Source organism: Mycobacterium kyogaense, assembly GCF_036946525.1.
GTDB lineage: Bacteria > Actinomycetota > Actinomycetes > Mycobacteriales > Mycobacteriaceae > Mycobacterium > Mycobacterium kyogaense_A.
This window is the reverse complement of sequence record NZ_JAQIIY010000022.1, coordinates 16368-38350: the sequence shown is the minus strand read 5'-3', so window position 1 is coordinate 38350 and position 21983 is coordinate 16368. Positions and strand designations below refer to the sequence as shown.

The 21983-nt window shown below is 67.3% G+C and carries 20 protein-coding genes and 1 pseudogene; 9 read left to right on the top strand and 12 right to left on the bottom strand.

Annotated features, from left to right (window positions below; genetic code table 11):
- Together PGN37_RS18905 and PGN37_RS18900 are read left to right on the top strand one after the other, a co-directional pair.
- A complete protein-coding gene (locus PGN37_RS18905; protein WP_335332536.1) occupies positions 1-1578 on the top strand; it encodes an FAD-binding protein in 1578 nt (525 codons plus the stop codon).
- A complete protein-coding gene (locus PGN37_RS18900; protein ID WP_335332535.1) occupies positions 1575-2702 on the top strand; it encodes a Rieske 2Fe-2S domain-containing protein in 1128 nt (375 codons plus the stop codon). Before PGN37_RS18905 ends, PGN37_RS18900 begins: the two co-directional genes overlap by 4 nt.
- Here the strand turns inward: PGN37_RS18900 and PGN37_RS18895 are convergent.
- From PGN37_RS18895 to PGN37_RS18885, 3 genes are read right to left on the bottom strand one after another with little or no spacing between them, the layout of a single operon-like run.
- Positions 2699-4255: an acetolactate synthase large subunit gene (locus tag PGN37_RS18895; RefSeq protein WP_335332534.1), complete on the bottom strand. Its 1557-nt coding sequence runs from the start codon at positions 4253-4255 to the stop codon at positions 2699-2701. The genes PGN37_RS18900 and PGN37_RS18895 overlap by 4 nt on opposite strands.
- Positions 4256-4272: 17 nt before the next feature.
- Entirely contained in the window at positions 4273-5394 is a 1122-nt protein-coding gene (locus PGN37_RS18890; RefSeq protein ID WP_335332533.1) for an NAD(P)H-dependent flavin oxidoreductase, read from the bottom strand.
- Between the two features lie 2 nt (positions 5395-5396).
- A complete protein-coding gene (locus PGN37_RS18885) occupies positions 5397-7046 on the bottom strand; it encodes an acyl-CoA synthetase (RefSeq protein ID WP_335332532.1) in 1650 nt (549 codons plus the stop codon).
- Positions 7047-7116: 70 nt separating this feature from the next.
- On the opposite strand from PGN37_RS18885, the gene PGN37_RS18880 reads away from it, so the two are divergent.
- Positions 7117-7926, top strand: coding sequence for a crotonase/enoyl-CoA hydratase family protein (locus PGN37_RS18880; RefSeq protein WP_335332531.1), 810 nt, complete (start codon positions 7117-7119; stop codon positions 7924-7926).
- Between the two features lie 78 nt (positions 7927-8004).
- On the opposite strand, the gene PGN37_RS18875 is transcribed toward PGN37_RS18880, so the two are convergent.
- From PGN37_RS18875 to PGN37_RS18865, 3 genes are read right to left on the bottom strand one after another with little or no spacing between them, the layout of a single operon-like run.
- Positions 8005-9219 carry a cytochrome P450 gene (locus tag PGN37_RS18875; protein WP_335332630.1) on the bottom strand — a complete coding sequence of 405 codons (1215 nt, stop codon included), beginning with the start codon at positions 9217-9219 and terminating at the stop codon, positions 8005-8007.
- Between the two features lie 5 nt (positions 9220-9224).
- Positions 9225-9941: an acetoacetate decarboxylase family protein gene (locus tag PGN37_RS18870; RefSeq protein WP_335332530.1), complete on the bottom strand. Its 717-nt coding sequence runs from the start codon at positions 9939-9941 to the stop codon at positions 9225-9227.
- A 43-nt stretch (positions 9942-9984) separates the two neighbouring features.
- Complete coding sequence (locus PGN37_RS18865; RefSeq protein WP_335332529.1) at positions 9985-11025, bottom strand: LLM class F420-dependent oxidoreductase; 1041 nt, start codon at positions 11023-11025, stop codon at positions 9985-9987.
- A 58-nt stretch (positions 11026-11083) separates the two neighbouring features.
- On the opposite strand from PGN37_RS18865, the gene PGN37_RS18860 reads away from it, so the two are divergent.
- The 4 genes from PGN37_RS18860 to PGN37_RS18845 are packed head-to-tail and all read left to right on the top strand — an operon-like array spanning position 11084 to position 15216.
- Positions 11084-12076: a Zn-ribbon domain-containing OB-fold protein gene (locus PGN37_RS18860; RefSeq protein ID WP_335332528.1), complete on the top strand. Its 993-nt coding sequence runs from the start codon at positions 11084-11086 to the stop codon at positions 12074-12076.
- A 10-nt stretch (positions 12077-12086) separates the two neighbouring features.
- A complete protein-coding gene (locus PGN37_RS18855; protein WP_335332527.1) occupies positions 12087-13148 on the top strand; it encodes a thiolase domain-containing protein in 1062 nt (353 codons plus the stop codon).
- A gap of 2 nt (positions 13149-13150) precedes the next feature.
- Positions 13151-14335, top strand: a complete 1185-nt coding sequence (locus PGN37_RS18850) for a thiolase domain-containing protein (RefSeq protein ID WP_335332526.1) — start codon at positions 13151-13153, stop codon at positions 14333-14335.
- Entirely contained in the window at positions 14335-15216 is an 882-nt protein-coding gene (locus PGN37_RS18845) for a TIGR03619 family F420-dependent LLM class oxidoreductase (RefSeq protein WP_335332629.1), read from the top strand. Before PGN37_RS18850 ends, PGN37_RS18845 begins: the two co-directional genes overlap by 1 nt.
- Here the strand turns inward: PGN37_RS18845 and PGN37_RS18840 are convergent.
- The 3 genes and pseudogenes from PGN37_RS18840 to PGN37_RS18830 all read right to left on the bottom strand — a co-directional run bounded on the left by PGN37_RS18840 (position 15213) and on the right by PGN37_RS18830 (position 17004).
- Complete coding sequence (locus PGN37_RS18840) at positions 15213-15380, bottom strand: TetR-like C-terminal domain-containing protein (protein ID WP_335332525.1); 168 nt, start codon at positions 15378-15380, stop codon at positions 15213-15215. The two genes, PGN37_RS18845 and PGN37_RS18840, sit on opposite strands and share 4 nt — an antisense overlap.
- A gap of 79 nt (positions 15381-15459) precedes the next feature.
- Positions 15460-15789: pseudogene (locus tag PGN37_RS18835) on the bottom strand (TetR family transcriptional regulator); the annotation flags it as partial.
- 9 nt (positions 15790-15798) lie between these two features.
- The gene (locus PGN37_RS18830) at positions 15799-17004 is read right to left on the bottom strand and encodes an MFS transporter (RefSeq protein ID WP_335332524.1); all 1206 of its coding nucleotides are present in this window, start codon (positions 17002-17004) and stop codon (positions 15799-15801) included.
- 172 nt (positions 17005-17176) lie between these two features.
- On the opposite strand from PGN37_RS18830, the gene PGN37_RS18825 reads away from it, so the two are divergent.
- Complete coding sequence (locus tag PGN37_RS18825) at positions 17177-18328, top strand: Rieske 2Fe-2S domain-containing protein (RefSeq protein WP_335332523.1); 1152 nt, start codon at positions 17177-17179, stop codon at positions 18326-18328.
- Between the two features lie 31 nt (positions 18329-18359).
- Positions 18360-18815, top strand: a complete 456-nt coding sequence (locus PGN37_RS18820; RefSeq protein ID WP_335332522.1) for a hypothetical protein — start codon at positions 18360-18362, stop codon at positions 18813-18815.
- Between the two features lie 39 nt (positions 18816-18854).
- Here the strand turns inward: PGN37_RS18820 and PGN37_RS18815 are convergent, their stop codons facing one another.
- Genes PGN37_RS18815 through PGN37_RS18805 form a run of 3 tightly spaced genes read right to left on the bottom strand, consistent with a single transcriptional unit; the run spans position 18855 to position 21912 of the window.
- Positions 18855-20003 (bottom strand): sulfotransferase family protein, encoded by a 1149-nt coding sequence (locus PGN37_RS18815; RefSeq protein ID WP_335332521.1) that lies wholly within the window; start codon positions 20001-20003, stop codon positions 18855-18857.
- Positions 20003-20776, bottom strand: a complete 774-nt coding sequence (locus PGN37_RS18810; protein ID WP_335332628.1) for an SDR family oxidoreductase — start codon at positions 20774-20776, stop codon at positions 20003-20005. Before PGN37_RS18810 ends, PGN37_RS18815 begins: the two co-directional genes overlap by 1 nt.
- 8 nt (positions 20777-20784) lie before the next feature.
- Positions 20785-21912 (bottom strand): hypothetical protein, encoded by a 1128-nt coding sequence (locus PGN37_RS18805; protein ID WP_335332520.1) that lies wholly within the window; start codon positions 21910-21912, stop codon positions 20785-20787.
- Positions 21913-21983: the final 71 nt, after the last annotated feature.

Sequence of the window (21983 nt, the reverse complement as noted above, 5' to 3'; positions counted from 1 at the left end):
ATGAGCGCTCGCGCGAAGACCGACAGGCACTGGGATGCGGAGACCGACGTCGTCGTCGCCGGGTCGGGCGCCGGCGGCGTCACAGGTGCCTACACTGCGGCCCGCGAAGGTCTCGACGTGCTGCTCGTGGAGGCGTCCGACAGGTTCGGCGGCACCACGGCGTACTCGGGCGGCGGCGGAATGTGGTTCCCGTGCAACCCCGTTCTGCAGCGCGCCGGCTACGGTGACGCACCGGTTGACACGATCGACGATGCGCTCGAGTACTACAACGCCGTCGTCGGTGAGCGCACCCCGGCCGCCCTGCGCGAGACCTACGTCCGCAGCGGCGCCCCGCTGATCGCCTACCTGGAAGCCGACGATCAGCTGAAGTTCTCGCTGCTGCCCTGGCCGGACTACTTCGGTCGCGCACCGAAAGCACGCGCCGACGGCATGCGGCACATCGCCGCCAAACCACTGAAAGTGGCTGCGGCACCTGATCTTCGCGAACGCATCCGAGGACCTCTGGACACAGACCGGCTCGGACACCCGCAGCCCGACGACTACTTCGTGGGTGGACGAGCGTTGGTCGCCCGGTTCCTGATCGCGCTGCGCCGCTACCCGCACGCGCAGACCCGGCTGGGCACCGCGCTCACCGATCTCGTGGTCGAGGACGGCGCCGTGGTCGGCGCGGTCGTGACCGACGCCGACGGCAGCCGCACGATCCGCGCGCGACGGGGAGTGCTCCTGGCTGCGGGCGGATTCGAACACAACGACCAGATGCGGCAGCGCTACGGTGTGCCGGGCCGATCCCGCGACACGATGGGACCGCCGTCGAACCGCGGCCTCGCCCACCTCGCCGGGATCGCCGCCGGCGCCGACACCGACCTGATGGACCAGGCATGGTGGTCGCCGGGCCTGATGCATCCCGACGGCACAGCGGCATTCGCGCTGTGGTTCACCGGCGGCATCTTCGTCGACGATCAGGGCAGGCGGTTCGTCAACGAGTCCGCCGCCTACGACAGGCTCGGCCGCGCCGTGCTCGCCGCGATGGCCGACGGGTCGGTCACGCTGCCCTACTGGATGGTCTACGACGATCGCGAGGGAACCGTGCCGCCGGTCAAGGCGCCCAATGTGTCGATGGTGGAGACGGACCGCTACGTCGATGCCGGATTGTGGCGCAGCGCCGACACTCTCGAGGAACTGGCGGATGCCATCGGTGTCCCCTCCGACACCCTCGTCGACACGGTGCGGCGGTTCAACGAGTTCGCCCGCGGTGTGGACGAGGATTTCGGGCGGGGTGACGAACCCTACGACCGGGCGTTCTCCGGCGGCGCGTCCCCGCTGCACGCCATCGAAACGCCACCGTTTCATGCCGCCGCATTCGGCGTCTCCGACCTGGGCACCAAAGGCGGCCTGCGGACCGACGCGTCGGCCCGGGTGCTCGACACCGCGGGCGCGGTGATCCCCGGCCTGTACGCGGCGGGCAACACGATGGCCGCCCCCAGCGGAACCGCGTATCCCGGTGGCGGCAACCCCATCGGCACGTCCATGGTGTTCAGCCACCTGGCCGTGCTGGACATGACAGGAGACAGGACATGAACCAGCCCATCCGCGAAATCGACACCGGCACGGCGCCGAAGCGCTTCGCCCGGGGCTGGCACTGCCTCGGCCTCGCCGAGGACTTCCGGGACGGAAAGCCGCACGGCATCAACGTGTTCGGCTCGCTGCTCGTGGTGTTCGCCGATTCCGCCGGCGAGCTGAAAGTCCTCGACGGCTACTGCAGGCACATGGGCGGCAATCTCGCGCAAGGCACCGTCAAGGGCGACGACATCGCGTGCCCGTTTCACGACTGGCGCTGGCGCGGAGACGGTCGATGCTCGCTGGTGCCCTACGCCAAACGGACGCCCCGGATGGCGCGCACCCGCGCCTGGCTCACCACCGAGGTCAACGGCCAGCTGCTGGTGTGGCACGACCCGGAGGGCTCCACCCCCGATCCAGCCCTGACCCCGCCGACGATCGAGGGGTACGACGAGGGACGCTGGTCGCCGTGGCAGTGGAGTTCGGTGCTGATCGAAGGATCGCACTGCCGCGAGATCGTCGACAACAACGTCGACATGGCGCATTTCTTCTACATCCACCACGCCTACCCGACGTACTTCAAGAACGTCATCGAGGGCCACACCGCCAGCCAGTACATGGAGTCCAAGCCCCGGCCCGACTACGTCGCCGACCCGGAGAAGCTGTGGGAGGGAACCTATCTGCGATCGGAGGCCACCTACTTCGGGCCCGCGTACATGATCAACTGGCTGCACAACGATCTCGCACCCGGCTTCACCGTCGAGGTGGCGCTGATCAACTGCCACTATCCGGTGACCCACGACTCCTTCATGCTGCAGTGGGGCGTGGCGGTGGCGGCTATGCCCGGCCTGCCCGCAGACAAGGCCGCGAAGCTGGCCGGGGCGATGAACCGCAGTTTCGGGGAGGGCTTTCTCGAAGACGTGGAGATCTGGAAGAACAAGTCCCGCATCGACAATCCGCTGCTGACCGAGGAAGACGGGCCGGTGTATCAGCACCGGCGTTGGTACGAGCAGTTCTACGTCGACGCCGCCGACGTCACGCCCGACATGACCGACCGCTTCGAGCAGGAGGTCGACACCACCCACGCCAACGATCTGTGGCAGCAGGAGGTCCAGCAGAACCTGCGGGCTGGCGCAGCGGGCTAACCGAGCAGGGACGGCACCAGCGCGTCGATCAGGTGGGGGCCCGGCTCAGCAAAGGCGTCGGCCAGCGCAGCGGCGAGTTCCTCCGCGGTACGCACCCGCCGGCCCGGCACCCCGAGACCCTCGGCGATCTGGACGAAATCGATGGCGGGCGAACCCAAGTCGAGCAGCTCGCGGGCTTTCGGCCCGGGCTCGGTGCCGCTTGTCGCCCCGACCCTCTGCAGCTCGATGCGCAGGATGTCGTAGGCACCGTTGTCGAAGATCACCGTCGTCACGTCGAGGTTCTCGCGCGCGTGCGTCCACAGCGCCGAGATCGTGTACATCGCCGAACCGTCGGCCTGCAGCGCCAGTACCGGGCGGTGCGGTGCGGCGATCGCCGCGCCGATGGCGGCGGGCAGGCCGTAGCCGATGGCGCCCCCGGTCAGCGTCAGGACGTCGTGGGCCGGCGCGCCGGCTGTCGCCGCGGCGATGCCCACGCCCGCGGTGTTCGACTCGTCGACCACGATGGCGTCGTCGGGCAGCAGAGCGCCGACCACGGCCGCAGCCGAGAACGCGGTCAGCTCCCCGCTGGGCATCTCGGGGCGCGCTGCGGGTGCGAGTGACGCCGTGGTGCCCGGCGCCACCGTGTCGGCGAGACGCTCGAGGGCCTGTGCGGCGCCGTGGTGCGACGCCAGCACGTGCACCGCGCAGCCGTCGGGCACCAGGTCGCTTGCCTTGTCCGGGTATGCGAAGAATGACACCGGCGACGGCGCCCCGGCCAAGATTATGTGCCGCGCGCCGGCCAGCTGTTCGGCGGCGGCCTCGGCGAAGTAGGCGAGCCGCTCGACGGCCGGCACGCCTGCACCCCGCCGGAGCCGGGCGGGGAACGTCTCGCACAGCACGGTCGCGCCGGTGGCCTCACCGATGCGCACGGCGGCCGTGAGTCCCGGCCCGTGGGTGGCGTCGCCGCCGATGAGGAGCACGGTGCGTTCCCCGGACCGCAGCGCCGCCGCTGCCGCGCCCACAGCCGCGTCGTCGACGGCCGGTTCGGCGGATGTCGTCGCGGTCCTCGCGCCGGAAACCCCGTCGCTCCAGGACACGTCGGCGGGCAGGATCAGCGTCGACACCGCGCCCTGCCGGGCAGCGTCGAGAGCGGCTGCGGTGTCGGCGGCGACGTCGTCGGAACGCATCGTCCGGTGCACCCAGCCCGAGACACTCCCGGCGACCGCGTCGATGTCGGATTCCAAAGGGGCGTCGTACTTCTTGTGGTAAGTGGCGTGGTCGCCGACCACCACGACCATCGGAGTGTGCGCCCGGCGCGCATTGTGCAGGTTGGCCAGTCCGTTACCCAGCCCCGGCCCGAGATGCAGGAGCACCGCGGCGGGCGTTCCGCTGATCCGCGCGTAACCGTCGGCGGCCCCGGTTGCGACACCCTCGAACAGCGTCAGTACCGCCCGCATACCGTCGACCGTGTCGAGCGCGGCGACGAAGTGCATCTCCGATGTACCCGGGTTGGCGAAGCAGACGTCCACGCCGGCGTCGACGAGCGTGGTGAGCAGAGAGTGCGCGCCGTTCACCCCTGCTTTATACGCGCTCAGGCTCCGCGGATGCCGTCCAGTCGCTTCGTCGCGTCGTCGAAGCCGCTGACCAGTTCGGCGATGATGTCGGCGACCGGCCGGATCTCGTTCATGCGGCCGACGATCTGGCCGACGGGCATCGCCACCGCGGAGGGATCAGATGATTCGCTCATCCGCTGATGCGCTTCGCTGACGAGGATGTTCTGCAGTGGCATCGGCAGCGGCTCAGGCGCGCCGTCGGCATCCCACGCATCGGTCCAGCGGCTCTTGAGCAGCCGCGCCGGCTTGCCGGTGTAGATGCGCCGGCGCACGGTGTCGGCCGATGTCGCGCTCAACATCGCTTCCTGGATGACCGAACGGCCCGAGTCCAGGCGCACCCCGAGGTCGTACTCGGCGGAGGTGAGGAACGCCGAGCCCATCCAGACTCCCTGCGCGCCGAGGGCCAACGCGGCGGCGACCTGCCGGCCCGTCCCGATGCCACCGGCCGCCAGCACCGGAGTCTTGCCGTCGAGGGCATCGACGATCTCCGGCCACAGCACCATCGAGCCGATCTCACCGGTGTGCCCACCGGCCTCATGCCCCTGGGCGACGACGATGTCGACGCCGTTCTCCGCGTGCCGCAGAGCGTGTTTGGCAGACCCTGCGAGCGCCGCGATTGGCACGCCGGCCTCGTGTACCTGGTCGATCACGTCCTTGGGCGGGGACCCCAGCGCGTTGGCGATCAGCTTGATCGGATGCTTGAGGGCGACCTCGACATGGCTGCGGGCCACCGAATGCAGCCATCCCAGAACACCTTCGGAGCGTTCCTCGTCGGCGGGCAGCGACGGCACGCCGAGATCGGCGAGCGTCTTGTCGACGAACTCGCGATGCTGGGCGGGGATGAGCTTGTTGATGTCGACCGACGTTCCCTCGGTGGGAACCTTGGCGGGCATGACGATGTCGACGCCATAGGGCTTGCCGTCGGTGTTGGCGTCCATCCACTGCAGGACGTTCTCCAGGTCGTCGGCGTCGTTGAACCGCACGCAGCCCAACACACCGAGCCCGCCGGCCTTGGTGACCGCGGCGGCGACCTTCTCCGACGGGGTGAAGACGAAGATCGGGTACTCGATGCCGAAGCGATCGCAGAGTTCAGTTCTCATGTCTATTTCACCACCGCATGCTTTTCGTGGACCTCGTCGGCCGGCCGCGCCTCGGTCACGTCCTTGGCCCATCGGTAGTCGGGTTTGCCTGCCGGAGAACGCTTCACCTCGTCGACGAGCCACAGGCTGCGCGGCACCTTGTATCCGGCGATCCCGCTGCGCACGAATGCATCGAGATCGGCGAGCGTCGGCCTGGTTCCATCGCGGGGATGTACAACGGCCGCGACGTGCTGCCCGAACCGGGGGTCCGGCACACCGACGACGAGCGCGTCGAACACGTCGGGATGGCCCTTGAGCGCGGCTTCCACCTCTTCGGGGTAGATCTTCTCACCGCCACTGTTGATCGACACCGAACCGCGGCCCAGCATTGTGACCGTGCCGTCGGCCTCGACCTCGGCGTAGTCACCCGGAATCGCATACCGCACGCCGTGATACGTGCGGAACGTCTCGGCCGTCTTCTTCTCGTCCTTGAAGTAGCCGACCGGGATGTGACCGCATTTGGCGATGATGCCGCGCTTGCCCGACCCCGGTTCGATCTCGTTGCCGTCCTCGTCGAGCACCTTCGTGTTCTTGTCGATCGTCACGCGCGGGCCGCCGGTGTGCGACTGCCCCTTGGCCACCACGCTCGTACCGCCGAAGCCCGTCTCCGACGAGCCGATCGAGTCGGTGATGATGCGGTTGGGCAGCAGCTCGAGGAACTTCTCCTTCAGGCTGGTCGAGAACAGCGCAGCGGTGCTGGCGAGCAGGAACAGGCTCGACAGGTCGTACTCGTTCCCGGCGTCCTGATGGGCGAGCAGCGCGTCCAACAGCGGGCGGGCCATCGCATCACCGGTGAAGAACAGCAGGTTGACCTTGTGCTCGTGGATCATCCGCCAGACCGCGTCGGCGTCGAACTCTGGTGCCAGCACCACGGTTTGACCGGAGAACAATGACATCCACGTCGCCGACTGGGTCGCGCCGTGGATCATCGGCGGAATGGGCAGCCGGATCATCGGAGGGTTCGCCGCCGCCTGCTGGGCCAGGCCGTATTCGTCGGCGATCGGCTCACCGGTGGCGAAGTCCGTGCCGCCGAACAGAACCCGGTAGATGTCCTCGTGGCGCCACATCACACCCTTCGGGAAACCCGTGGTGCCGCCGGTGTAGAGCAGGTAGATGTCGTCCTCGCTGCGGGGACCGAAGTCCCGCTCCGGCGAGCCCTGCTCCAGCGCGGAGTAGAACTCGACCCCGCCGTACCTCTGGAAGTCATCGTCGGTGCCGTCTTCGACGACGAGAATGGTCTTCACGTTCGGCGTCTCCGGCAGCACGTTGGCCACCCGGTCGGCGTAGCGGCGCTCGTGCACCAGCGCGACCATGTCCGAGTTGTCGAACAGGTACTTGAGCTCGCCTTCGACGTAGCGGAAGTTCACGTTGACCAGAATCGCGCCGGCCTTGACGATGCCGAGCATCGCGATCACGATCTCGATGCGGTTGCGGCAGTACAGGCCGACCTTGTCGTCCTTCGTGACGCCCTGGTCGAGCAGGTAGTGCGCGAGCCGGTTCGCTTTCTCTTCGAGCTCGGCGTAGGTCAGCGTCTGGTCACCCGAGATCAGGGCGACGCGGTCAGGCACGGCGTCGATGGCGTGCTCGGCGAGATCGGCGATGTTCAGGGCCACGGTTCTAAACTAGAACGTGTTACATTTTCAGACAAGTCTGTGGCAACGACGCTGGAAGGCGGCCTGATCCGTGAGTGACGCGCAGAATTCGCAAGAGCAGCCCGACTGCCTGGTTGAGCAGCGCGGACACACGCTGATCGTCACCATGAACCGGCCGCAGGCGCGCAACGCGCTCTCCGGCGAGATGCTCGCGATCATGGTCGAGGCCTGGGATCGGGTGGACTCCGATCCGGAGATCCGCACGTGCATCCTGACCGGCGCCGGCGGTTACTTCTGCGCGGGCATGGACCTCAAGGCGGCGTCGAAGAAGCCGCCGGGTGACTCGTTCAAGGACGGCAGCTACGACCCGTCGCGCATCGACGGCCTGCTCAAGGGCCGGCGGCTGACGAAGCCGCTGATCGCTGCAGTCGAGGGTCCCGCGATCGCCGGCGGCACCGAGATCCTGCAGGGCACCGACATCCGTATCGCCGGCGAGAGCGCGAAGTTCGGCGTTTCCGAGGCGAAGTGGAGCCTCTACCCGATGGGTGGTTCCGCGGTGCGCCTCGTGCGCCAGATCCCCTACACGATCGCGTGCGATCTGCTGCTGACCGGCCGCCACATCACCGCGGCCGAGGCCCTCTCGTACGGCTTGATCGGCTACGTCGTGCCTGACGGCGGGGCGCTGGACAAGGCGCTCGAGATCGCCGAGGTGATCAACAACAACGGTCCGCTCGCAGTGCAGGCGATCCTCAAGACCATTCGCGAGACCGAGGGCATGCACGAGGAAGAGGCCTTCAAGCCCGACACCGCCAACGGCATCCCCGTGTTCCTCTCCGAGGACGCCAAGGAAGGCCCGCGGGCGTTCAAGGAGAAGCGGGCGCCGAACTTCCAGATGAAGTAGCCCGTCGCGAGTGTGCCGTGTCATCCGCAACACGCCGCGGTGGGCGGATGAGGATGCACACTCGGCGAGCGCAGGCCCCTAGCCCAGCACCTTCGCCGTCGGCGTGAACACGACGGGCATCGACTCCAGCCCACTGACGAAGTTCGCCGGGCGCAGCGGCAGCATGCGCTCGTCGGCCAGCCGCAGATCCGGCAGCCGGGTGAGCACCTTGGTCATCATGATCTTCAGCTCCAGGCGCGCCAGCTGATTACCCAGGCAGAAATGCGTGCCGAAGCCGAAAGCCAGGTGGCTGTTCGGGTTTCGGTCGATGCGGAAGTCGTGCGCATCCTCGAACACGGTTTCGTCGAAGTTGGCCGATTCGAACATCAGCATGATCTTCTCGCCGGCGCCGAGCGCCGTGCCATGGAACTCGGTGTCAGCCGTGAGCGTCCGGCACATGTTCTTCACCGGCGACGTCCAGCGCAGCGTCTCCTCGATCGCGCCCGGCAGCAGTTCCAGGTCCGATGTGAGCCGCTGCCACTGATCCTGGTGCCGCAGCAGCTGTTCGGTCCCACCGGACAACGTGTGCCGCGTGGTCTCGTCACCGCCGATGAGGATCAGCAGCGTCTCGAAGACGATCTCGTCGTCACTCATCTTCTGACCCTCGACCTCGGCGTTGACCAACACCGAGAACAGATCGTCGGTCGGGTTCGCGCGGCGGTCGGCGATCGTCTCCATCGTGAACGCGGTGTAGGCAGCGAAGGTGTCCATCAGCTTCTGGATCGTCTGCTCGTCGACCGTCGAGGAGAGCCCGCACACCAGATCGTCGGACCACTCGAGCAGCTTGTCGCGCTCTTGCGGCAGCACTCCGAGCATGTCGCCGATGACGGCCATCGGCAGCGGTGCGGCGATGTCGCGGACGAAGTCGGCCTCCCCGCGCTCGCACACCGCGTCGATCAGGGCGTCGCAGAGCCGCTCGATCGAGGGCACTTTGTCCATCACGCGCTTACGGGTGAAGCCGGAGTTGACGAGTTTGCGCCGCAGGATGTGCGCCGGGTCGTCCATGTCGATCATGTACGGCATGCCCGGCTGGTCGGGCCGGATTCCGCCTGTGCTGGAGAACAATTCGGGGTTGCGCTCGGCGTCGAGCACCGCCTGGTATGTCGTCGCCGCGGCAAGCCCGTTGCGATCGCGGAACACCGGCTGGTTGGCCCGCATCCACGCGTACGCCTCGCGCGCGGCACGTCCGTCAGCGTAGAAGTTGCCGTCGGCGAGGTCGACGTCGGGTTTGGCGGGGGCGATGTTCGTCGGCATGGCGGTCACACGATCTCCTTGGCGTCGGCGAAGGTCATGTCCACGTTCGCAGCCGAACTGGACACCAGTGCTCGTTTCGGCAATCCCAGTGCCGCGAGTTCGGCGGCATACGGGTGCGTGCCCAAGCGGACGGTGACGCCGCCTGGTCGGTACCGAACCCCGGTCATCGTCATCTCCCCCGGCGTCTCCCGGATCACGCCGTCGGCGTAGGAGTACGTCGAATGCACCTGCGGGCGGGAGGTGAACCGATCCGGCACCGGCAGGCCGGGCGCGAAGTCCATCGAGATGACCTCGGCCCCGTCGATGGTGACGTCGAACCCGTAGCGCCGGCCGTCACGAATGGTGAAGTCGGCCATCACCTTCGGGTAACCCCAGATCGTGCGACCCGCCTCCAGCGTGAACGGCTGGTCGACGGGAAGGTGGTGCACGAACGCGCCCGCCGACTGCAGCGCAGACAGACCCACGGCGTTGGACCCCGGCGGATTCACCATCACGTTGGTTCCGTACTCCCAGTACTGCCCGAGATCGGTGTCCTCGTAGCGCATCAGCATCAGCACGACCATCGCGCGGTTGCCGAGGAAGCGGCACACCCGCAGCCCGCTGTAGTCGATCATCCGCTGCGCAGCGTCGGCGTCGACGACGAACATGGCGGTGTGCTGATGGGCGGTGCGCACTCGCACCGGCATCGTCAGCACGGTCCCGGCAATGGTGTGTTGGCTCACACCGCCAATCTAGAACGTGTTCTAGACAGTCAGCAAGATCTGTCTACACCAGCGCGGCGAGATCACGGATCTGCTCGGTCGACCGGGCGCCGACGACCATCATCGTCACCCCGGCCGCCTCCCAGGCCTTGATCTGCTCCTGCACGTAGGCGAGATCGCCGACGATCGCGGAGTCGTCGACCAGCTCGTCCGGGATGATCTTCGCCGCTTGCTCTTTGCCGTCCTTTTGTCCGTTGCGGAACAGCTTCGTGACGTCGTCGACGACTTCGGCATAGCCCATTCGGCGGTACACGTCGGCGTGAAAGTTGGTGTCCTCGGCACCCATGCCGCCCATGTAGAGCGCCAGGTGCGGCTTCATCAACTCCATGATCGCGGGCCGGTCGTCGGTGACGACGACCTGCGCGGTCGCGCAGATCTCGAAGGTCTCCCGGGTGCGGCGCGCACCGGGCCGTGCGAATCCCTCGTCGAGCCATTCGTTGTACATCGAGGCGATGCGCGGCGAATAGAAGATCGGCAGCCACCCGTCGCAGATCTCGGCGGCCAGCGCGACGTTCTTGGGCCCCTCGGCGCCCAGCATGACGGGAATGTCGGCGCGCAGCGGATGGGTGATGGGCTTGAGGTTCTTCCCCAGGCCGGTGGTTCCCTCGCCGGTGAGCGGCAGCGGATAGTGCGGGCCGTCGCTGTGCACCGGGGCCTCGCGCGCCCACACCTGCCGCAGGATGTCGACGTACTCGCGGGTGCGGGCCAGCGGCTTGGGGAACTTCGCGCCGTACCAGCCCTCGACGACCTGCGGGCCGGACACTCCCAGCCCCAGGATGTGCCTACCGCCCGAGAGGTGGTCGAGCGTCAGCGCTGCCATCGCACACGCGGTCGGCGTGCGGGCCGAGAGCTGAATGACCGACGTGCCCAGCCGCATCCGGCTGGTCTCGCGGCCCCACCACGCCAGTGGCGTGTACGCGTCGGAGCCCCACGCCTCGGCGGTGAACACCGTGTCGAAGCCGGCCTCCTCGGCGGTCGCCACGAGTTCGGCATGGTTCTCCGGGGGCTGCGCGCCCCAGTATCCGAGCTGCAATCCCAACTTCATGCGGTCGCCTCCACACCCCTTCTTGAAACCATTCTTAGAACCTGTTCTACTCGATGCCGTGACCACCAGCCAAAGCAGTCCGGTGCAGATCGATCCCCATGAGCCGCCGCTCTCGGCGCCGCTGAGGCTCTCATTCGACTACACCCGTTCAGTGGGACCACTCCTCGGCGAGTTCTTCACCGCTCTGCGCGAGCGACGCGTTGTCGGGGTGCGTGGCTCCGACGGTCGAGTCCACGTTCCGCCCGCTGAGTATGACCCCGTCACCTCCGAGGCCCTGACCGAGGTCGTCCCGGTGTCGAGCGTCGGCACGGTCCTGTCGTGGACGTGGCAGAGCCACCCCTTGGAGGGCCAGCCGCTGGACCGGCCGTTCGCCTGGGCGCTGATTCGTCTCGACGGCGCCGACACCGCTCTGCTGCACGCCGTCGCCGCTGACGGTCCCGACGCTGTCACCACCGGCGCCCGCGTACACGTGCACTGGGCCGACGAAACCGCCGGCGCGATCACCGATATCGCGTACTTCGAGCTCGGCGAGGAGGCCGAAGAGACCCCCGCCCCGGCCGACGGGCTCGACCCGGTGACGATGGTGATATCGCCGTCGTCGATCGAGATCCAGCACACCGCATCACTTCCCGAGAGCACGTTCCTGCGCGCACTCGAGCAAGGAACGCTGCTGGGAGCGCGGTCAGGCGACGACGGCAAGGTCTACTTCCCACCCAAGGAGGCCAATCCGTCGACCGGCCGGCCGCTCGACCAGTTCATCGAGGTGTCCGACAAGGGCACCGTCACGACGTTCGCGATCATCAACATCCCGTTCGCGGGGCAGCGCATCAAACCCCCGTACGTGGCCGCCTACGTGCTCCTCGACGGCGCCGACATCCCGGTGCTGCACCTGGTGTCGGACATCGAGGCCGACAAGGTGCGGATGGGCATGCGCGTCGAAGCGGTGTGGAAGCCGCGCGATCAGTGGGGCCTGGGTATCGACAACATCGAATACTTCCGGCCGACCGGCGAACCCGACGCCGATTACGACTCCTACAAGCATCACCTCTGAGGAGGCACACATGACTTCAGACAATGGGGTAGCAGTGGTCGGGTTCGCGCACGCACCGCACGTGCGCCGCACCGACGGAACCACCAACGGCGTCGAGATGTTGATGCCGTGCTTCGCCGAGATCTACGACGAGCTCGGCATCACGAAGTCCGACATCGGCTTCTGGTGCTCCGGATCGTCGGATTACCTTGCCGGTCGCGCCTTCTCTTTCATCTCTGCGATCGATTCGATCGGCGCGGTACCGCCCATCAACGAGTCGCACGTCGAGATGGACGCGGCCTGGGCACTGTACGAGGCCTACATCAAGATCCTCACCGGACAGGTGGAGACAGCGTTGGTGTACGGCTTCGGCAAATCGAGCGCAGGCACGCTGCGCCGGGTCCTCGCCCTGCAGACCGACCCGTACACGGTCGCTCCGCTCTGGCCGGACTCGGTCAGCATCGCCGGCCTGCAGGCCCGCCTCGGACTGGAATCGGGCGCGTGGACCGCCGAGCAGATGGCCGAGGTCGCACTCGTCGCCCAAGCGGCGGGTCGGGTGGACCGGCTGCAGTCCGGTAGCAGCGTCGAGGAGCTGCTGTCCCAGCCGTACTTCGCAGAACCGTTGCGCCGCCACGACATCGCCCCGATCACCGACGGCGCATCGGCGATCGTGCTCGCCGCCGGCGACCGGGCTCGTGAGCTGCGTGAGCGGCCGGCCTGGATCACCGGCATCGAGCATCGCATCGAGACCCCGGTGCTGGGCGCCCGCGCTCTGACCACCTCGCCGTCCACCGCGGCGTCGGCGCAGGCGGCCACTGGTGGGGACACCTCATCGATCGAGATCGCCGAGATCTACGCCCCGTTCAGCCACCAGCATCTGATCCTCAAAGAGGCCATCGGCCTGGGAGATTCGACGCGGATCAATCCGACCGGCGGCACGCTGGCCGCCAACCCGATGTTCTCCGCCGGGCTGGAACGGATCGGCGAGGCCGCCCGCCACGTCTTCGCCGGTGACGCCTCCCGGGTGCTGGCACACGCGACGAGCGGGCCTGCGCTGCAACAGAATCTGGTCGCCGTCCTGGAGGGGAAGTAGCCATGGCTGCCGAAAAGAAGCATATCGCCGCGGTCTTGGGTACAGGCCAGACCAAGTACGTCGCCAAGCGCACCGATGTGTCGATGAACGGCCTGGTGCGCGAGGCCATCGACCGCGCACTGGCCGATGCGGGCGTGACATTCGCCGACATCGACGCTGTCGTGGTGGGTAAGGCGCCCGATTTCTTCGAGGGCGTCATGATGCCCGAGCTGTTCATGGTCGACGCCACGGGTGCGACGAACAAGCCGCTGATCCGCGTGCACACGGCGGGTTCGGTCGGCGGTTCCACCGCGATCGTGGCCGCGAGCCTGGTCCAGTCGGGCAAGTACCGGCGGGTGCTGACGATGGCGTGGGAGAAGCAGTCGGAGTCCAATGCCATGTGGGCGTTGAGCATTCCGGTGCCGTTCACCAAGCCCGTCGGCGCTGGGGCGGGCGGATACTTCGCCCCGCACGTGCGCGCCTACATCCGCCGCTCGGGTGCGCCGACGCACATCGGCGCGATGGTCGCGGTCAAGGACCGACTGAACGCGGTCAAGAATCCCTTGGCCCACCTGCACCAGCCCGACATCACGCTGGAAAAGGTGATGTCCTCGCCGATGCTGTGGGATCCGATCCGCTACGACGAGACATGCCCATCGTCGGACGGGGCGGCCGCGATGGTGATCGGTGACGAGGCGAGCGCGGATGCGCGTGTCTCCGAAGGCCATCCGGTGGCATGGATACACGCCACCGCGTTGCGTACCGAACCGCTGGCCTACGCCGGTCGCGATCAGGTCAACCCGCAGGCGAGCCGCGACGCAGCGGCGGCGCTGTGGAAGGCTGCCGGGATCACCAGCCCGATCGACGAGATCGACGTGGCCGAGGTGTACGTGCCGTTCTCCTGGTACGAGCCGATGTGGCTGGAGAGCCTCGGCTTCGCCGCCGAGGGCGAGGGCTGGAAGCTGACCGAGGCAGGCGAGACCGCCATCGGCGGGCGCATCCCGTTCAATCCGTCGGGCGGGGTGCTCTCGTCCAACCCGATCGGCGCCTCCGGCATGATCCGGTTCGCCGAATCCGCCATCCAGGTGATGGGCAAGGGTGAAGACCACCAGGTTCCCGGTGCCCGCAAGGCCCTCGGGCACGCGTATGGCGGTGGAGCGCAGTATTACTCGATGTGGGTGGTCGCATCCGACAAGCCGGGCGCATGATGAAGTACACCTGCAGTGTGGCGATGGGGCCCATCGACCAGCTGATCGAGATCGCCCGCACCGCCGAAGAGGTCGGCTTCGACGCGATCGCGCTGCCCGATTCGCTGTTCTACATGGAGAAGCAGGCCGCGGACTATCCGTACACACCCGACGGTTCACGGATGTGGGATGAGAACACCCCGTGGGTGGACCCGCTGATCGCCGCGGGCGCGATGGGAGCTGTTACCTCCACGCTGCGCTTCTACACCAACGTGATGAAGTTGGGCTCACGCAACCCGCTGCTGCTGGCCCGTCAGGTCGGCTCGGTGGCGAACCTCACCGGCAACCGATTCGGCTTCGGCGTCGGAATCGGCTGGGCGCCGGAGGAATTCGAATGGTGCGGAGTGCCCTACGCCAAGCGCGGCAAGCGTGTCGACGAGATGATCGACGTGATCAAGCTGGTTCTGGGCGGCGGCATGGTCGAATTCCACGGCGACTTCTACGACTTCGACCGGCTGCAGATGAGTCCCGCACCGAGCGAGCCGGTTCCGTTCTACGTCGGTGGCCACACCGACGTCGCACTCAAACGCGCGGCACGCGTCGGGGACGGCTGGACCAGCGCGATGATGACCGGCGAGCAGTTGGCCGAGACCATCGGCAAGATCGAGGCGCTGCGGGCCGAATACGGCCGCGCGGAAGGACCTTTCGAGTACCAGGCCGTCTGCATCGACAAGTTCGGTGTCGACGGGCACCGGGAACTCGCCGAGGCCGGCGTCACCGACAACATCGTGATCCCCTGGGTGTTCGACGGATTGAGTTTCGATGCGCCCATCGACCAGAAGAAGGACTCGCTGAAGCGCTTCGCCGACACCTACATCCACTCCGGATGGCAGGACAGCTAGGAGCAACCGGCCCACACCGCGTCGACCAGCGCGCGCACCCTCCGCTCGGACAGCGGCGGCATCCCGAACACCAACCGGTAGTAGGGCGGCGACACCAGCGCGTCGACCACCACCTCGATATCGGTGTCTGCAGGAATCTCCGCGGCCGCCACGGCATCGGTCAACGCACTCACCACGGCCCCCGCGCCGCGGTTCGATCCACTGGTCCAGCAGGGCCGCTTGGATCGCCGGATCGGCGGCCGCCGCCGCGATCACATTGCGCAGTAGAGCGCCCACGCCGGGGTCGGCCAGGATGTCGTTGAGCGCGCTGACGTGGTGGACGAGGGCCTCGACGGTGCTGCTGCCGGGTGGCCGCACGATCGACTCCCGCACGGATTCCAGCAGGCCCTCGAGAACGACCGCCGAGGCGGACGGCCACCACTTGTAGATCGTGGTGCGACTGACCTCCGCACGACGGGCAATGGCATCGATGGTCGCCGCGCCCGGGCCACCCTCGGCCGCCAGTTCGGCTGCCGCGGTGAGGATGGCGCCGCGCGCCGCCTCACTGCGTGGACGCCCGCGGCGGTTGGCCATGGGTCAACCCTAGGGCCGCCGGATACCCTTCAGCACCGGTACGAGGCAGCCGGCGGCTAGCACCGCACCCGCGCCGAACATCGCGGGGTATGACACGCCGACCCCGTTGAGCAGTGACAGCACCGCGGGCACGCCGAAGCCCAGATAGCTCAGGCTGTAGAACACCGCCGTCAGGCCCGCGAGATCATCGGGCCCGGCGAGCCGTTGGATCTGCTGCAGCCCGGCCAGCAGCGCCATGCCGTATCCCGCCCCCAGCACCGCGGCCGCGATCAGCGCCGCCGTCACCGTCAGCACCGCGGCGGCCCAGGCCGCGCACACCATCCCCCCCACCAACAGCAGCAGCGCGGTCACCACACCACGCGGACCGTCAGACCCCAGTGCCCGGCTGGCCTGCTGCACGCCGAAGCCGACGCCGAGCGCGACCACGCACAGCAGTGCGGAGAACGCGATCGGCGCGTGAGCGACGCGGTCGGTCAGCAGTGCAGGTAGCACCGCGTAGGCCGAACCCGCCGCTCCGAAGACCCAGGGCGCGACCGGTACCACGACACAGAGGAAGCGCCGTCGAGCCTCGACCGGGATCGCCAGGTCTGCCCACCATGGGCCCGCCGCGTCGCGTCGTCGGCGGGTCTCGGGCGCGACGGTCAGCACAGCGGCCGCAGCCAGAGCCAGGGCTGCGTTACAGGCGTAGGAGAGCACCGTCGGCGCGGGCCCCCACTGGGCGAGCACGCCCGCCGCTGCCGCGCCCAGCCCGAAGCCCGCCGTCAAGCTCATCGCCGCGCGTCGCGCCCCCGCGGTGCCGTCGCCGTACGGCGGCGCGGACAGTTCCTTGAGCCAGCTGCCGCCGACGGCCATCGCCAGCCCGAGCGCGAGCCCGCTGAACACGCGGCCGAGCGCCAGCACGGCAGCGGAGTCGGCGCCGGCAGCCAGGATCAGCGAGCCCGCCGCGGCGAGTAAGGGCGCGGGGATCATCAGCGGCCGGCGGCCGAAGCGGTCGGACAGCGGCCCGCCGATCAGCAGGGCGGGGACGATGCCGAGCACGTAGGCGAAGAGCAGAAGGTCGACGGTCAGGCCGGAAAAGCCCTCCCCCGAGCGGTACATGACCAGCAGCGGGGTGAACTCGTTGCCGCCCCACGCGATCGCGAAGGTCGCGGCGGCGACGGCCAGCCAGCGCCGGGTACCGACAGCGACGGGCGGGACCTTCGAAATAGTGGACACGATGTGCACTATATGCGCGGCGGTGTGGTTCCGGCCAGCCGGGTACCCCGGGGTGACGCGCGGTTCGGGGTGAGATGCGCAACGTTTTGCGCTGGTGAGGGTCGGCCGATTGCGCGGCAGCGGCGAAAAACTGTAACGTGTTCTAATTCGAGCAAGATTGGGGAGGCCCCAGGTGAGCACCGACACGGCGGGAACCGCGAGCATTCGCGAGATCGACACCGGCACGCTGCCCGACCGCTTCGCGCGCGGCTGGCACTGCCTGGGACCGGTCAAGGACTACCTCGACGGGAAGCCGCACGGCATCGAGATCTTCGGCACCATGCTGGTGGTCTTCGCCGACTCGGCGGGCGAGGTGAAGATCCTCGACGGCTACTGCCGCCACATGGGCGGGAATCTGTCACAGGGAACGGTCAAGGGTGACACCGTGGCCTGCCCGTTCCACGACTGGCGCTGGGGCGGCGACGGCAAGTGCAAGCTCGTGCCCTACGCCAAGCGCACCCCGCGCCTGGCGCGCACCCGCGCCTGGCACACCGACGTCCGCGGCGGCCTGCTGTTCGTGTGGCACGACCACGAGGGCAACCCACCTCAGGAAGAGGTGCGGATCCCCGAGATCCCCGAGTGGGCCAGCGGCGAGTGGACCGACTGGAAGTGGAATTCGATGCTCATCGAGGGCAGCAACTGCCGCGAGATCATCGACAACGTCACCGACATGGCGCACTTCTTCTACATCCACTTCGGCCTGCCGACCTACTTCAAGAACGTTTTCGAGGGCCACATCGCATCGCAGTATCTGCACAACGTGGGCCGGCCCGACATCAACGACATGGGCACGGCATACGGCGAGGCCAAACTCGATTCCGAGGCAAGCTATTTCGGTCCGTCGTTCATGATCAACTGGCTGCACAACACCTACGGCGACTTCAAGGCCGAGTCGATCCTGATCAACTGCCACTACCCGGTGACCCAGGACTCGTTCATGCTGCAGTGGGGCGTCATCGTCGAGAAGCCGAAAGGTCTGGACGACAAGACAACCGAGAAGCTGGCCGACGCGTTCACCGACGGGGTCAGCAAGGGCTTCCTGCAGGACGTGGAGATCTGGAAGCACAAGACCCGCATCGACAACCCGCTGCTGGTCGAGGAAGACGGCGCGGTGTACCAGATGCGCCGGTGGTATCAGCAGTTCTACGTCGACGTCGCTGATGTGGCGCCGGAGATGACCGACCGTTTCGAGATGGAAGTCGACACCACCGCTGCAGTGCAGAAGTGGAATGTCGAGGTCGAGGAGAACCTGAAGGCAAGGGACGCCGAGAAGCAGTCGACATGACCGGCAAGCGAGAAGCGGAGCGGGATCGCGCATGAGCGAAACGCCGGATGTGGACCGTCTCGCCAAGTCGATGCTGCTGCTGCACGGGCACGACGACGAGGAACACGAGCACGGCCACACTCCAGGTTCCGGCGCGAAGAGCTGGGGAAAGGCACCGGATTTCGCGTCAGATCCAGACCGCGCAGCTGCGGTGCGGGCCAGCAGTCAGGCCGATCGCGAGCGTTACCTGACCGCAGGATTGGCTTCGGTCGACTGCCGTTTCTGCCATGTCGCGGTGCGCGTGAAGAAGCTCGGGCCCGCGCACACATCGGTGCAGTGGACGGCCGAGGCGACGCAGCGGTGCGCCCATTTCGCTGAGATCCGTTCGTGTGGTGGCGATCCCGCGCGCGAGCGGTCGTGCCCGCGACTGGCCGACAGCATCCGCCACGCCGTGGCCGAGGGGTGCCTCGAGGAGTACTCGAGCGCCCCCTCCCCCGGCGACGGCTGACCCGGTTCCCTTCTCGCCCAAACCGACGTTTGGGCGTAGTCAGAGACCGGCGAAGTGTTCTTTGACCTGCTCTTCGGTCAGCCCGTAGTCAGCCAGCGAGTAGGTGTGCTTCGGGGCGCGCGGCCCCTGCTGGCTCTTCTCATGGGTCTGCGCGACAGCGTGGCGTGCATCATCGGTGAACTCGATTCCGAACGCCCGGTAGATGTCCTCCACGACGGCGACCGGGTCCTTGATCAGGGCGAAGTAATCCAGATCGTAGAACTGCGCGGGATCGTGCTTGGCCCGCTCGGCACTGAACAGGCGCAGGCCGCGGGACCACGTCTCCAGTGAGTCGTCGCCAATGACTTTGCCGTGGAAGCTGTTCGACCAGCCCTCGGTGGTGTGCTGGGCCAGCGAGCACATCGAGGCCATGATCGTCTCGGCCGGCCTGTGGCACTGGATCACCAGCGCGTCGGGATAGGTCGCAAACAATGCGTCCAACGCGAACAGATGGCTGGGATTCTTGAGCACCCATCGCTTACCGGCGTCGTTGAGCCCGATCAGCTGCAGGTTCTTGCGATGCCGCTGGTACGACTTCGTCCAATCCTGTCGCGCCAGCCACTGCGAGTAGGTGGGCAGATGGGCCAGCGTCTCGTAACTCACCGAATGCAGGGACTGGCGCAGCAGCTGCCAGCACTCCTCCACCTCGTCGGCGGTCATGTAGTGCAGGCCGGTGTAGTCCGGGTTCTCCGCGTGCGCCTTGGTGAACTGAGCATCCAGCTGTTGGAAAACCGGGTTCTGCGACCAGGTCTCGCGCGGCGGCCGGGGCTGCGGGAACTCGGCGAGCCACAGCTCCAGACCCTGGTGTCGAGGATCGGCGGCCAGCAGTCGGTGCACGACCGTCGTGCCGGTGCGCGGCAATCCCGTGACGAAGATCGGCCGCGCGATCGGCACGTCGGCGTGCTGGGGGTACTGCGTGAAAGCCGCCTCCGACACCAGCCGAGCCACCAGCGCGTTGCGCACGAAGAACCGCTGCATCTTGCTGCCGAACTCGGTCAGGTCGGCGTCCCGTTGATAGGACTCCAACAGAACGGCAAGTGCCTCGCGGTAGTTGTCGTCGTCGCTGCCGAAATCGTCGAGGCCGCAGGCCTTCACGGCCGATGCATGCAGGTCGTCGACGGTGCCGACATTCGTCCGAGAGGAGGACATCACGCCTTGTACTCCCCGCAATTGACATCCAACGCCTGCCCGGTGATGCCACTGGACAGATCGCTCGCCATGAACAGGATGGCCGAGGCCACCTCGTCTTCGGTGGGCAGCCGCTTGAGATCCGAATTGACCGCGGCGGCCTTGTAGATCTCGTCGACGGTCGTGCCGTACTTGCCGGCCTGGTGCTCGAAGTAGCCCTGCAACGTGCCGCCCCAGATATAGCCGGGCAGCACGGAGTTCACCCGAATTCCTTGCTCACCCAGTTCACTCGCCAGCGACTGCGACATGGCCAGCAGCGCCGACTTGGCCATCTTGTACGCGCCCTGCTTGGGATCGGAGTGCCGCACCACCATCGAGTTCACGTTCACCACCGACCCGTTGGCCTCTGTCAGGGCCGGTGTCAGTCCCTGGATCAGCCGCAGCGCGCCGAGGACCGTGAGCTCGAACGTCTCCCGGATGTGGTCGAAACTGGTCTTGCCCAACGGCTTCATCGACGGCACCTTGAACGCGTTGTTGATCAACACGTCCACCCGTCCGTACGCGTCCAGTGATTTTTCGACGAGGTTGGTCACCTGCGCCTCGTCGGTGATGTCGGTGCCCACCGACACCGCCCGCCGACCGAGGCCCTCGACCTCACTTGCGACACCCTCGAGCCGCTCGACGGTCCGCGCGGCCAGCACCAGGTCAGCGCCCTGCTGCGCACATCGGCGCGCCAGCGTCGTCCCCAACGCCGGCCCGACGCCGCTGATGAGAACGACCTTGTTCTCGAGCATGCCCATCGCTATCCCACCATCCTGTAGCCGATCAGCTTCTGACGCAGCGCGATTCGCGCCCGCCAGTCATCGGAAGAAATCACGTTGTCCCTGTGGTACGGCAGTGCGTCGGCGACGTCCTCGACGCCCATCACGGCCACCGTCGGACCGTCGGCCTCGGTCATCTGCCGCGACACCCGCTGCCACCGGAACTGCAGGTAACCCTTGCGGTGGCCGAGCGTTTCGACCCAGTTCGTCACCCCGGGGTTCGCATCGGACACCACGATGCGGATGAAGCCGTCCGGATCTTGCTGCGCCTGTGTGCCGTTCAGCGAGGTCTGGTGGTTGATGTAGTCCAGTGAGATGTACCAGAGGCTGCCCAGCTGGAAGCCCATGTAGGGCGCATCCGAGGCCGGCACGGTGATCACCATGGCTTGATCGGGGGCCAGATCGAAGTGCCCCACCGACGAGTACTGGGTGGCCAGCCCGCCGGGGGTGAGCCGCGGCGGGACCATCGTGTTCACCGGCAGCGTGTCGTAGAACCACTGCGGGAACTGCAGCCAGGTCTTGACCCGCTGCACGAGCTGCTTGCCCGCGACTGCGAACCGCTTCTCGATCAGCTCGGGGGTCAGCGCCGGCGGTGCCGTGCCCGCGGTGTCGGTGCGCGCGATCGCCACTGTGCCGCGCTGCGCGGACCAGTCGTTGTAGACCTCGCGAATCACCAACTGCGCGGGCGACTTCGGGACCACACGCCACTCGAAGGTGCCATCAGGCGAGATGTCGAGCTCACGGTCGTCGAACGCGGTCTCGCTGTCGGGCACGTTGTCGTCGGTGTACTCGCCGCCGAGCATCTGGAAGCTGAGGTCGGTCGTCGTGCCGCGGCGTCCGGTGACGACGTACTCCTGCCCCGGCACGACGCGGGTGCCGAAGTACAGCGTGTCCGGGTTGTCGAGTCCCATCTTGGTGAACGGGCCGGTCCCACTGTGCAGGAACGGGTGGTCCCGGTCGTAGTCGAAAGCCACGTGAGTACATGCCGCCACACACCCGGCGAAGTACTGCAGACCTTCGAGGAGGTCGGCTTCGGATTCGATGAACGGGGCGGCGACGACGAGCGCCTCGGCCTCGGCGATGGCGTCGATCAACGGCTGCGCGTGCACGTCCCCGAAACTAGAACGCGTTCTACCTAGAGTCAATATATCGACCGCAGCGTTCCATATATGTACCGTGC

Excerpts from the sequence above, each read along its gene's own strand:
- PGN37_RS18905 (WP_335332536.1), top strand. The coding sequence starts at position 1 with ATGAGCGCTCGCGCGAAGACCGACAGGCACTGGGATGCGGAGACCGAC.
- PGN37_RS18900 (WP_335332535.1), top strand. The coding sequence starts at position 1,575 with ATGAACCAGCCCATCCGCGAAATCGACACCGGCACGGCGCCGAAGCGC.
- PGN37_RS18890 (WP_335332533.1), bottom strand. The coding sequence starts at position 5,394 with ATGAGAACTGAACTCTGCGATCGCTTCGGCATCGAGTACCCGATCTTC.
- PGN37_RS18875 (WP_335332630.1), bottom strand. The coding sequence starts at position 9,219 with ATGCCGACGAACATCGCCCCCGCCAAACCCGACGTCGACCTCGCCGAC.
- PGN37_RS18865 (WP_335332529.1), bottom strand. The coding sequence starts at position 11,025 with ATGAAGTTGGGATTGCAGCTCGGATACTGGGGCGCGCAGCCCCCGGAG.
- PGN37_RS18855 (WP_335332527.1), top strand. The coding sequence starts at position 12,087 with ATGACTTCAGACAATGGGGTAGCAGTGGTCGGGTTCGCGCACGCACCG.
- PGN37_RS18850 (WP_335332526.1), top strand. The coding sequence starts at position 13,151 with ATGGCTGCCGAAAAGAAGCATATCGCCGCGGTCTTGGGTACAGGCCAG.
- PGN37_RS18845 (WP_335332629.1), top strand. The coding sequence starts at position 14,335 with ATGAAGTACACCTGCAGTGTGGCGATGGGGCCCATCGACCAGCTGATC.
- PGN37_RS18820 (WP_335332522.1), top strand. The coding sequence starts at position 18,360 with ATGAGCGAAACGCCGGATGTGGACCGTCTCGCCAAGTCGATGCTGCTG.
- PGN37_RS18815 (WP_335332521.1), bottom strand. The coding sequence starts at position 20,003 with ATGTCCTCCTCTCGGACGAATGTCGGCACCGTCGACGACCTGCATGCA.
- PGN37_RS18810 (WP_335332628.1), bottom strand. The coding sequence starts at position 20,776 with ATGCTCGAGAACAAGGTCGTTCTCATCAGCGGCGTCGGGCCGGCGTTG.